The sequence below is a fragment of the Vulcanococcus sp. genome (genome assembly GCF_044369115.1).
Classification (GTDB): Bacteria; Cyanobacteriota; Cyanobacteriia; order PCC-6307; family Cyanobiaceae; genus Vulcanococcus.
On record NZ_JBIPMN010000087.1, the window covers coordinates 1 to 10,657 of the forward strand.

10 protein-coding genes are annotated in these 10,657 nt (G+C 66.4%); 5 read left to right on the plus strand and 5 right to left on the minus strand.

All coding sequences use genetic code 11. From position 1 onward, the window contains the following. Positions 1–152: 152 nt before the first annotated feature. On the minus strand, positions 153–1,181 hold the full coding sequence (gene tilS / locus ACIQ2E_RS08170; protein ID WP_398328745.1) for a tRNA lysidine(34) synthetase TilS: 1,029 nt from the start codon (positions 1,179–1,181) through the stop codon (positions 153–155). Positions 1,182–1,221: 40 nt separating this feature from the next. On the opposite strand from tilS, the gene ACIQ2E_RS08175 reads away from it, so the two are divergent. The 4 genes from ACIQ2E_RS08175 to ACIQ2E_RS08190 all read left to right on the plus strand — a co-directional run bounded on the left by ACIQ2E_RS08175 (position 1,222) and on the right by ACIQ2E_RS08190 (position 6,772). Further along, on the plus strand, positions 1,222–1,977 hold the full coding sequence (locus ACIQ2E_RS08175) for a DUF561 domain-containing protein (RefSeq protein ID WP_398328748.1): 756 nt from the start codon (positions 1,222–1,224) through the stop codon (positions 1,975–1,977). Positions 1,978–2,070: 93 nt separating this feature from the next. Next, positions 2,071–2,508 (plus strand): phage holin family protein, encoded by a 438-nt coding sequence (locus ACIQ2E_RS08180; RefSeq protein WP_398328751.1) that lies wholly within the window; start codon positions 2,071–2,073, stop codon positions 2,506–2,508. 18 nt (positions 2,509–2,526) lie between these two features. Further along, positions 2,527–4,536, plus strand: a complete 2,010-nt coding sequence (uvrB, locus tag ACIQ2E_RS08185) for an excinuclease ABC subunit UvrB (RefSeq protein WP_398328754.1) — start codon at positions 2,527–2,529, stop codon at positions 4,534–4,536. A gap of 115 nt (positions 4,537–4,651) precedes the next feature. After that, positions 4,652–6,772: an HAD family hydrolase gene (locus tag ACIQ2E_RS08190; protein WP_398328757.1), complete on the plus strand. Its 2,121-nt coding sequence runs from the start codon at positions 4,652–4,654 to the stop codon at positions 6,770–6,772. A 14-nt stretch (positions 6,773–6,786) separates the two neighbouring features. On the opposite strand, the gene ACIQ2E_RS08195 is transcribed toward ACIQ2E_RS08190, so the two are convergent. Together ACIQ2E_RS08195 and purT are read right to left on the minus strand one after the other, a co-directional pair. Beyond that, on the minus strand, positions 6,787–7,815 hold the full coding sequence (locus ACIQ2E_RS08195) for an LCP family protein (protein WP_398328760.1): 1,029 nt from the start codon (positions 7,813–7,815) through the stop codon (positions 6,787–6,789). A gap of 77 nt (positions 7,816–7,892) precedes the next feature. Next, positions 7,893–9,083, minus strand: coding sequence for a formate-dependent phosphoribosylglycinamide formyltransferase (purT, locus tag ACIQ2E_RS08200; protein WP_398328763.1), 1,191 nt, complete (start codon positions 9,081–9,083; stop codon positions 7,893–7,895). A gap of 50 nt (positions 9,084–9,133) precedes the next feature. On the opposite strand from purT, the gene ACIQ2E_RS08205 reads away from it, so the two are divergent. Continuing rightward, positions 9,134–9,319: a cytochrome B6 gene (locus tag ACIQ2E_RS08205; RefSeq protein WP_398328766.1), complete on the plus strand. Its 186-nt coding sequence runs from the start codon at positions 9,134–9,136 to the stop codon at positions 9,317–9,319. Between the two features lie 25 nt (positions 9,320–9,344). On the opposite strand, the gene ACIQ2E_RS08210 is transcribed toward ACIQ2E_RS08205, so the two are convergent. Both ACIQ2E_RS08210 and mraY read right to left on the minus strand, forming a co-directional pair. Continuing rightward, entirely contained in the window at positions 9,345–9,587 is a 243-nt protein-coding gene (locus ACIQ2E_RS08210; RefSeq protein ID WP_398328769.1) for a hypothetical protein, read from the minus strand. Then, positions 9,587–10,651, minus strand: coding sequence for a phospho-N-acetylmuramoyl-pentapeptide-transferase (gene mraY, locus ACIQ2E_RS08215; RefSeq protein WP_398328772.1), 1,065 nt, complete (start codon positions 10,649–10,651; stop codon positions 9,587–9,589). The genes ACIQ2E_RS08210 and mraY overlap by 1 nt, the downstream gene beginning before the upstream one ends. Positions 10,652–10,657 lie beyond the last annotated feature (6 nt).

Here is a 10,657-nt window from a genome sequence, read left to right on the forward strand (position 1 = left end):
GGGCTGGAGCTGCGGCTGCAGCGCCTCGGCCTGATTCAGTGCACCTGCGAAGTCACCCTGGCCATAGGCCCGCTCCACGGCGCTGTAGGCCTGCTCCTCCGGGCTGGGCATGGGCACTGGCGGCATGCGGGGGCTGCTGCTTGTCTCCTTGTTTAGGGCGACTCGGTCGGCTCTGCCTTCTGCGGTGAGCCAGCGCTGGCTTGCTGCAACCAGAGGTGCTGCCGGTCCCACTGCAACCGGACCCCTGCGCGCAGATCGGTGCTGCCCGGCCCGCGGCCATGGGCCAGGCGGGCGAGGAGCAGCTCGAGCTGTGGGGCTGGGAGGCTGCTCACCCCCTGGCGCTTGAGCCAGTGCTGCAGCAGATGCCGCTGGTTGGCGGGTTGCAGGGCCATCAGAGCGCGCCGCTGCAGGGTTAAGTGGGGCGCGGGTGGGCTGGCCAGCAGTCCTTTCATGGCCAGCTCCACCAGCTCCTGCTGGCTGTCTTGCTCCTGGGCCAGCCGTTCGGCCACGCCGCTGATGCGTCGGCTGGCGCCTGGGTGCAGCTGCTCGAGCACCGGCAGCACCTCCTGGCGCAGGCGGTTGCGGCTGTAGCGGGGGTCGTCGTTGCTGGCATCCAGCCAGAGGGGTAGGCCCAGCTGCCTGTGGATCTGGCAGGTTTCAGCCCGGGTGAACAGCAACAGCGGCCGTACCAGGGTGAGCTCCGCCGTGAGCGGTCGCTGCGGCCGCAGGCTGGCCAGGCCGCGGCGGTGGCTGCCGCGGGCCAGCTGCAACAGCAGCGTTTCGGCGCGGTCGCTGGCGGTATGGCCGGTCACCACATGGCTGGCGCCGCAGCGGTTGGCGGCGGCCGCCAGGGCGGTGTAGCGCCAGGCGCGGGCGGCCGCCTCAGCGGGTTCGGGCTCTTGCCACACCTCGATCTGCACTGGGAGGCCCTCCTGGGCCGCCCAGTTCGCCAGTTCGCCGGCCTGCTCGCCGGCATTGGCGCGCAGCCGATGGTTGCCATGCCACAGCTGCAGCCGCCAGTGATGCAGGCGCTGCAAATCCTGGAGCAGGCCGACCAGCGTCATCGAATCCTGGCCGCCCGACACGGCAATCAGCAGGCTGGCGCCATCGGGCAGCAGCGCTGGCCGCTGCAGCAGCCAACGGTGCAGGCGCAGGTGGTGGCGGCTCCAGCGTGGCGCCAAATGCTGCGTGGGAGAATCGCTCTACTTTGTCTGCACTGGTATGTCGCGTCTCGCCCAGCTGCCCGCTTCGCTTCGTCTGGCTCTGGAGGAGCGCCGCGCCCTCAAGGTGATCGCCGGTCTCACCAACTTCGATGCCGCCAGTGTGGAGCGCATCAGCGTTGCGGCTGGCATGGGCGGCGCCGACGTGATCGATGTGGCCTGCGATCCGGCTCTGGTGCAGCTGGCTGCCGCGGTGAGCGGTCTGCCGATCTGCGTGAGCGCCGTGGATCCAGAGCTGTTCCCCGCTGCAGTTGCCGCCGGTGCCGCCATGGTGGAGATCGGCAACTACGACGCCTTTTATCCCCTCGGCCGCATCTTCGATGCCGAGGAAGTGCTGGCGATCACCCGCCGCACCCGTGAGCTGCTGCCTGAGGTGGTGCTGAGCGTCACCGTGCCCCACGTGCTGCCCCTCGATCAGCAGGAGCAGCTGGCTGCTGATCTGGTGGCTGCCGGCGCCGACATCATCCAAACCGAAGGTGGTACCAGCGCCAAGCCCTTCAGCGCCGGTAGCCTCGGCCTGATCGAGAAGGCGGCTCCCACCTTGGCCGCTGCCCACAGCATCAGCCGCGCTGTGAGCGTGCCCGTGCTCTGTGCCTCCGGTCTGTCGTCGGTCACCGTGCCGATGGCAATCGCCGCCGGTGCCGCTGGCGTGGGTGTGGGTTCGGCTGTGAACAAGCTGAACGACCAGCTGGCGATGGTGGCTGTGGTGCGTGGTCTGCGCGAAGCCCTCGGCAGCGCAGTCAGCGCCGCTGTTTGATCGCGAGAGCCTCGCTCAACGCTCGGAATCCAACCTGAACCGCTGCTGCGGTCAGCCTCGAAACCCATGACTACGTTGCGGTGAGCTCCGCCCGTGGTTGTGGGTTTTTCCTTGCTCTGGTTGTTGCAGTGGCCCGTGCGGGCCCTGGTGCTGCTGATCGTGGCGGCCCTGCCCCTTGGGGTTGAGGTCGACAGTTTTGGCGTCGCCCTGCTCTCGGCGGTGGTGATTGGTTTGCTGGGCACCCTATTGGTGCTGCCGCTCAAGGCCGTGCTGGCCCTGCCCTGGGCGATCACCAGCCTGGGTGGGCTGATCGCTCCTGTCAGTTGGCTCTACAACTGGTTGATCACGGTGATTCTGTTTGCGCTGGCGGCTTGGTTGATTCAGGGTTTCCGGCTGCGCAATGGAGTGGTGAGTGCTGTGCTCGGTGCGGTGGTGTACGCCGTTCTTTCCGCGCTGATCCTGGGCATGCTCGGGCTTGAGGTTTCGGCAACCCGCGCTTCGTTGCTGATGAGCACCACGCCCCTGGGCTAACTGCCCGAGAATGGCCTGATGGCCACTCCGTTTCAGCTTCACGCTCCCTACAGCCCCAAGGGTGATCAGCCCAATGCGATCGCTGGTCTGGTGGCCGGCGTGGAAGGCGGTGAGCGCTATCAGACGCTGCTGGGAGCCACGGGGACGGGCAAAACCTTCACGATCGCCAACGTGATCGCTCAGACTGGGCGGCCGGCGCTGGTGTTGGCGCACAACAAAACGCTGGCGGCGCAGCTGTGCAATGAACTACGGGAATTTTTTCCCAACAACGCCGTTGAATACTTCATCTCTTACTACGACTACTACCAGCCGGAGGCGTATGTGCCCGTCTCCGATACCTACATCGCCAAAACAGCATCGATCAACGAAGAGATCGACATGCTGCGGCACTCGGCTACGCGCTCACTGTTTGAGCGCCGCGATGTGATCGTGGTGGCGTCGATCAGCTGCATCTACGGCCTGGGTATTCCCAGTGAATATCTCAAGGCGGCGGTGAAGTTTGAGGTGGGTGAGACCCTCAATCTGCGTGGTTCATTGCGGGATCTGGTGAACAACCAGTACTCCCGCAACGACCTGGAAATTTCCCGCGGCCGCTTCCGCGTGCGCGGCGATGTGCTGGAGATCGGCCCGGCCTATGAAGACCGGCTGGTGCGGATTGAGCTGTTTGGCGATGAGGTGGAGGCGATCCGCTATGTGGATCCCACCACCGGCGAGATCCTGCAGAGCCTCGAGAGCATCAACATCTACCCGGCCAAGCACTTCGTGACCCCGAAGGAGCGGCTGGAGGGTGCCATCAAGGAGATTCGCACTGAGCTGCGCGAGCGGCTCGATGTGCTCAACGAACAGGGCCGGCTGCTGGAAGCCCAGCGCTTGGAGCAGCGCACCACCTACGACCTGGAGATGCTGGAGCAGGTGGGCTACTGCAATGGTGTGGAGAACTATGCCCGTCATCTGGCCGGACGCCCCGCCGGTACGCCACCGGAATGCCTGATCGATTACTTCCCCGAGGACTGGCTGCTGGTGGTGGATGAAAGCCACGTCACCTGCAGTCAGCTGCAGGCGATGTACAACGGCGATCAATCACGCAAGCAGGTGCTGATTGAGCACGGCTTCCGTTTGCCGTCCGCCGCGGATAACCGCCCCCTCAAAGGCGAGGAGTTTTGGCACAAGGCGCGCCAGACGATTTTTGTGAGCGCCACCCCGGGCGACTGGGAGATGCGCCAGAGCGCTGGCCAGGTGGTGGAGCAGGTGATCCGCCCCACCGGTGTGCTCGATCCGATCGTGGAGGTGCGCCCCACCGATGGCCAGGTGGATGATCTGCTGGGTGAGATCCGTATCCGCGCCGACAAGCAGGAGCGGGTGCTCGTGACCACCCTCACCAAGCGCATGGCGGAAGATCTCACCGATTACCTGGCCGAGAACGGTGTGCGGGTGCGTTATCTCCACTCCGAGATCCACTCGATCGAGCGGATCGAAATCATCCAAGACCTCCGCAACGGCGAATACGACGTGCTCGTGGGGGTGAACCTGCTGCGGGAGGGCCTCGACCTGCCGGAGGTGTCGCTGGTGGCGATCCTCGATGCCGACAAGGAAGGCTTCCTGCGAGCGGAGCGCTCGCTGATCCAAACCATCGGCCGGGCGGCGCGGCACGTGGAAGGCGTGGCCCTGCTCTATGCCGACAACCTCACCGACAGCATGGACAAGGCGATCACGGAAACGGAGCGCCGCCGTGCCATCCAGCAGGCCTACAACGAGAAGCACGGGATCACGCCCTCGCCTGCAGGCAAGCGGGCCGGCAATTCGATCCTGGCGTTTCTGGAGGTGTCGCGCCGGCTCAACGACGAGCAGCTCGAGCAGGCCACCGAACAGGCGGAGCACAACGAGGTGCCGCTCGATGCTCTGCCGGAATTGATTCAGCAGTTGGAAGAGAAGATGAAGAATGCCGCCAAGAATCTGGAGTTCGAGGAAGCCGCCAACTTGCGCGATCGCATCAAGGGTTTGCGCCAGAAACTGGTGGGCAAAGCCTGATTTTCTCTAGGATATTTGCGTCAGCATTTGTGCGTCATTTCGGGATTTTTCCTGAATGCTGTGCGGCCCGCCCTTGAAATTTCGGTTAAAGCTGAGTTAAGCGCCGGAGATCTGGGTGGGTTTTTATCTGCTTCATCTTCATGTGCACGGGCTCTTTCGAGGTCATGACCTCGAACTAGGGCGTGATGCGGATACCGGTGGGCAGACCACTTATGTGCTTGAGCTGATGCGGGCTCTGGCGGCGCGCCCGGAGGTGGATCGGGTGGAGGCGCTCACCCGGCTGATTCACGACAAGCGCGTCTCCCCGGATTACGCCGAGCCGCAGGAAGACCTGGGCGGTGGAGCCTCCATCGTGCGCCTGCCCTGCGGGCCGCGCCGCTATCTGCGCAAGGAGCTGCTCTGGCCCCACCTCGATGAGCTGGCCGATGGGGTGGTGGCCCACATCGCCGCACAGGAGCGACGGCCGGATTGGATTCATGCCCACTACGCCGATGCCGGTTATGTGGGAGCGCTCGTGTCGCAGCGGCTGGGGATTCCCCTGGTGTTCACGGGGCATTCCCTGGGGCGTGAAAAGCAGCGCCGTCTGTTGGCCGGGGGGATGGCTCACGATCAGATCGAGCACACCTATGGCATCGGCCGCCGCATTGACGCCGAGGAGCGCACTCTGGCGCAGACCGCCCTCGTGATCACGAGCACCCAGCAGGAGGCGGAGCAGCAATACAGCCGCTACGACCACTTCATCGCCAGCCGGGCGGTGGTGGTGCCGCCTGGGGTGGATGCCCGCCGCTTCCACCCCCAGCAGCTGCCCGGCGAGGAGCAGGCGGTGGCGGAGTTGATGCGGCCGTTCCTGCGTGATCCGGCCAAACCGCCGCTGCTCTGCATCTGCCGCGCCGTGCGCAGCAAGAACGTACCGGCCCTGGTGGAGGCCTTTGGCCGCTCGGCTCTGCTGCAGGAGCGTCACAATCTGGTGCTGGTGCTGGGCTGCCGCGAGGATCCCCGCTCCATGGAGAAACAGCAGCGCGATCAGTTCCAGCAGATCTTTGAGCTGGTGGATCGTTTTGATCTCTACGGGCGGGTGGCCTATCCGAAGCAGCACCGCGGCGACGACATTCCCGCGATCTACCGCTGGGCGGCGCGCCATGGCGGGGTCTTCGTGAACCCGGCGCTCACCGAGCCCTTCGGGCTCACCCTGCTGGAAGCCGCCGCCTGCGGGCTCCCCCTGGTGGCCACCGATGACGGCGGGCCGCGCGACATCTTGCAGCGCTGCGCCAATGGCCAGCTCGTGGATGTGACCGACCTCGACGATCTGCAGCAGGCCCTGGAATCCGCGGCTGCCGATCCAGCCCGCTGGCGCCGCTGGCGCGACAACGGCATTGAGGCCGTGAGCCGCAACTTCAGTTGGGACGCCCATGTCTGCGCTTATCTCGGCCAGGCCCAGCGCCGCTGCCAGGAGCTGATGGACCAGCGCCCGCAGCCCGTCTTGCCGGCCTCGGCGGCGGCACCGGTGCAGCGGCTGTTGCTGCTGGATCTCGATGTGTGCCTGGATGCGCCGGATCCTGCGGGGTTGCAGGAGTTGCGGCGCCGTTTGGCTGCGGATGCCGGCTGCGGCATCGGCATGCTCAGTGGCCGCAGCTTTGCCTCAGCCAGCCTGCGCTACCACGAGTTGCATTTGCCACCGCCGCAGGTGTGGATCCTGGAGGCCGGAGCCGAGATCCTGTATGGCCCAGAAGGTGTGCCGGATCTGGCCTGGCGTGATCACATCGCCCAGGGCTGGCAGCGCAAGGCAGTGGAGCAGGGTCTCGCCGATCTGGCCCCACGCCTGGTGCTGCAACCTCCAGCCCAGCAGGGCCCGTTCAAGCTGAGCTACACCCTCCAAGCGCCAACGGCTGGTGTGCTTGAGATGGTGCGTCAGCGCCTGCGCCAAGGACAGTTGGAGGCTCGCGCCCACCTGTTCCACCACTGGTTCCTGGATGTGCTGCCGCTACGGGCCTCCAAGGCGGAGGCGATCCGCCATCTGAGCCTGTGTTGGGGCCTGCCGCTGGAGCAGGTGCTGGTGGTGGCGTCGCAGCAGGGTGATGGCGAACTTCTCAACGGCCGCGCCCTTGGGGTGGTGGTGGGTGATCACGACCGTTCCCTCGATGATCTGCGCCGCCGCTCCAAGGTGTTCTTCGCCTCCCGCCGCCAGGCCTGGGGCGTGCTGGAGGGTCTGGATCACTACCGCTTTCTGCGGCGCTGAAGTGCTGCCCGGGCTTAGAGGGGCGGTTGCTCCTGGCTGCGATACAGGTCGCGGTGGGGGTTGGCATCCGGCAGCCAATAGCTGATGTCTTCATGCCAGTAGGGGGTTCCCTCCAAGCGGCTGGAGCTGAGCTTGGTGGTGGCCATCGCGCTCACCAGGGCGCCCATGTCCACTGGGGAGAGGTCGGTGAGCACGTCTTTGCCCGCGATGTTCATCAGTTCCGGCAGGCGGGTGGCCATGGCGGGATTCGCCAGTTTTTTGAACACCTCTTTCAGCACCAGCTTCTGGCGCTCCATCCGGCCGATGTCGCCGAGCTCGTCGTGGCGGAAGCGCAGGAAGCCCTCCAGGGCTTCGCCTTTGAGCAGCTGCCGGCCGGGATAGAGATCGATGTACAGCCCTTGGCTGTTGTCCACGTAGACCATGCGCTTCGGCACATCCACCTCCACGCCGCCGATGGCATCAGCCAGGCGCTGCACGGCGTTGAGGTTGAGCACCAGGTAGCGATCCACCTTGGCGGAGAGCAGCTTGCTCAGCTCCTGTTTCACCATCTCCGGCCCGCCGCTGCTGTAGAGGGCGTTGGCCTTCATCACGCCGTGGCGATCCGATTCGATGAAGGTGTCGCGCGGCACCTGGGTGAGCTCGGTGCGGCCATCGCGCAGCTGCACCGTGAACATCACATCGGTGTTGGTGCTCACGTGGTCGGTGCCCATCACCACGATGCGCCGGTCGCCCATGCCAGCCGGTGTCACCAGGGAACCGAGCACATGGCTGGGGTGGTGCAGCCCAGCCAGCAGGGCCGTGGCGAGGTGGGGGAGCGGGCCATTGAGGCCGTAGCCCAGGCCGATCCCGGCGAGGAACAGGGGTAGGCGCGGCACACCGCGTTTGGCGATTTTGGTGCGCCGCCGCGGCTCCATCGGCGTCACCGCGGCCTGGCGGGTCGTTGCGGCGCCACGACGACCCTGCCGCTCCTGCTTGTCAACAGGCTTCAGGCGGCCGCGGGATTGGCGGTGGCGCGGTGCGGGATTGGGCTGGGCCTGCGACATGGACGGTGTGCGTGGGCGCACCGTATCGCGCGTCTTCCCTTGTGGCCAGGGGCATCTGGGCCTCTCGCCCAGCTGGATCAGCGGCCCGGCAACACCGTGATCGCTGCCGCCGCCTGATCGGCGCGCGCTCGGGCTTCTTCAAGATTGGCTCCGCTGGCCAGGGCCACGCCCATGCGCCGGTGCGGGCGGGCATCGGGCTTGCCGAATAGCAGCACCTGCACATCCACCTCCGCCAGGGCTTGCTCAAGGCCGCTGAAGCGCACGGCTTCGCTGGCCTGTTCAGCAAGAATCACGCGGCTGGCGGCCGGCCCCGTGGAGCGGATCTCAGGGATCGGTAGGCCCAGCACCGCCCGCAGATGCAGCTCGAACTCGCTCAAGTTCTGGCCGGCGAGGGTCACTAGGCCGGTGTCATGCGGGCGGGGGGAGAGCTCGGAGAACACCACTTCACTGCCGCCGTCTGCCCCCCGGCAGACGAAGAACTCCACCCCGAAGATGCCGGCACCACCGAGGTTGTCGGTCACCTGGCGCGCCATGGTCTGGGCGGCGGCCAGTTGATCCCAGTCGAGGTGGGCTGGCTGCCAGCTGCACTGGTAATCGCCCCGCTCCTGGATGTGGCCGATCGGCGGGCAGAACAGGGTGGGCCCGTTCCACTGCTTCACCGTGAGCAGGGTGATCTCCTGCTCGAAGCGCAGAAACTCCTCCACAATCACCCGCGCGCCGCTGCCGCGGGCGCCGGCCATCGCCGCATCCCAGGCCGCGGCGATCCCATCCGGACCATCCACCACGCTTTGGCCTTTGCCGGAGGAGCTCATCACCGGCTTCACCACCACCGGCCAGCCCAGGGGGGCGGCGGCGGTGGCCAGCTCCTCGGCGCTTTCGGCGTAGGCGAAGCGGGCGGTGCGCAGCCCCAGCTCGCTGGCGGCCAGATCACGAATCCGATCGCGATTCATCGTCACCGCTGTGGCCCGGGCGGTGGGAATCACGGTGATGCCACCGGCCTCGAGCTCCGCCAGGGCATCCACGGCCAGCGCTTCGATCTCGGGGATCACCACATCCGGCTGGTGGCGGCGCACCACGGCCTTGAGGGCTTCAGGGTCGGTCATGGCGACCACTTCGGCCTGATCGGCCACCTGCATCGCCGGTGCGCCGGCGTAGCGATCCACGGCGATCACCCGGCAGCCAAGGCGCTGGCCAGCGATGGCCACCTCCTTGCCCAGCTCTCCGCTGCCCAGCAGCATCAGCGTGCGCGGAAAGGTGGGGCTGGCCATGGCCGCGGCTGAGGCGAGAGACTGCCCCGATCCTGCCCCGGCGCCCCCCTGTGCTGCAGTTCCTTCCGTTGGCTTGGCTGTTATTGGGCTACGCCACCGCCGGCGATGCGGCCGATGGCCTGCTCAATGGTTTGAGCATTGAGAGCCTGCAGCGTTGGACTCTGGTGTATCTGGGGATCTCAGCCCTGGCCTTCATCGTGGTCTGGCTGGTGGGCTACCTGCGCCGTCCGGGCTGAAGCGCGGCTGGTTAGGCCGGATTGCTCATGCCGGGTCGATCAGATCCAGCTGCCGCACCGGCGATTGCTCATCGATGAACCCATAGGCGGCAAACACCGATTCATCGCTGTGGGTGATGTGCTGCCCGTCGCTGTGGCGCTCCAGCACAAAACCTTCATGGGCCATCCGGCGCATCAAGGCGGCCGCTTCTTCAAACCGTGCCGCCATTGCCTCAAGGCTGGCGCAATCGGCGGTGAGGCCCGCTTCCTTCCAGGTGAAGTACGCCATCAGGGGAGCAGCACCAGTCCCATCACCACCAGTATCAGGCTGATCAGCCAGAAGCCCACCACCACCTGCTGCTCGCTGGCACCGCCCAGTTCGAAGTGGTGATGCAGCGGCGCCATGCGGAACACGCGTTTGCCCTGGCCCGTGGCGGGGTTCTTGGTGGCCTTGAACACCCACACCTGCACGATCACCGATAGCGATTCCGCCAGAAACACCCCGCCCATCAGCAGCAGCGGCCAGAGGCTGTTGCTCAGCAGTGCCACCGCCGCCAGGGCCGAACCCATGGCCAGTGACCCGGTGTCGCCCATGAACACCCGCGCCGGGTGGCGGTTGAACAGCAGAAAACCCAGCCAGCAGCCGGCCATCGCGGCGCAGAAGCCCGCCATCGCTGGATCACCCTCGTGGCCTCGCAGCATCAGCTGGATCCCCAGGCCGCTGAACACGATCGCTCCGCAGCCCGCCGCCAGGCCATCGAGGCCATCGGTGAGGTTGGTGGCGTTGCTCTCGGCTAAAAACACAAACAGGCCCAGGGGAAGGATCAGCAGGCCCAAAGGCAGCACCCAGCCCAGCGGCAGGGCAATGAAAGGAGCGAGCTGCTGATCCCAGTGGGCCCAGGCCAGAAAGGCGATCGCGCTGAGACCCTGCAGCAGCAACTTGCCGCGGGGGCTGAGGCCAGTGTTGTGGCGTTTGGTGAGGCTGCGCCAGTCGTCCACCGCACCGATCGCCATGGTGGCCAGCGTGATGGCGGCCACTGCCATCAAGCGGTGATCAGCTGGCGCCACAAGGCCTCCGGCGATCACGCCCACCGGTACCACCAGCAGGCCGCCCATGGTGGGGGTGCCCGCCTTGCTCTGGTGAGCCTGGGGGCCCTCTTCGCGGATCACCTGTCCCAGCTTCAGTCGCCGCAGCTGCGGCACCCCCCAGGCGCAGATCACGGCGCTCACCACGGCGCTGATCAGCAGGGGCGTGGCCAGCTGGGGTGCCTGGCTGAACCAGTCGCACAGGGCACTGAGCCCCAACAGCAACAAACCCAGCAACAGCGCCAGGGAGCGGCTGTTGCTGGGCATGGAGGC

Coding starts and splice junctions, on each gene's coding strand:
- ACIQ2E_RS08175 (WP_398328748.1), top strand. CDS start 1,222: ATGTCGCGTCTCGCCCAGCTGCCCGCTTCGCTTCGTCTGGCTCTGGAG.
- purT (WP_398328763.1), bottom strand. CDS start 9,083: ATGGCCAGCCCCACCTTTCCGCGCACGCTGATGCTGCTGGGCAGCGGA.
- ACIQ2E_RS08195 (WP_398328760.1), bottom strand. CDS start 7,815: ATGTCGCAGGCCCAGCCCAATCCCGCACCGCGCCACCGCCAATCCCGC.
- ACIQ2E_RS08210 (WP_398328769.1), bottom strand. CDS start 9,587: ATGGCGTACTTCACCTGGAAGGAAGCGGGCCTCACCGCCGATTGCGCC.
- mraY (WP_398328772.1), bottom strand. CDS start 10,651: ATGCCCAGCAACAGCCGCTCCCTGGCGCTGTTGCTGGGTTTGTTGCTG.
- uvrB (WP_398328754.1), top strand. CDS start 2,527: ATGGCCACTCCGTTTCAGCTTCACGCTCCCTACAGCCCCAAGGGTGAT.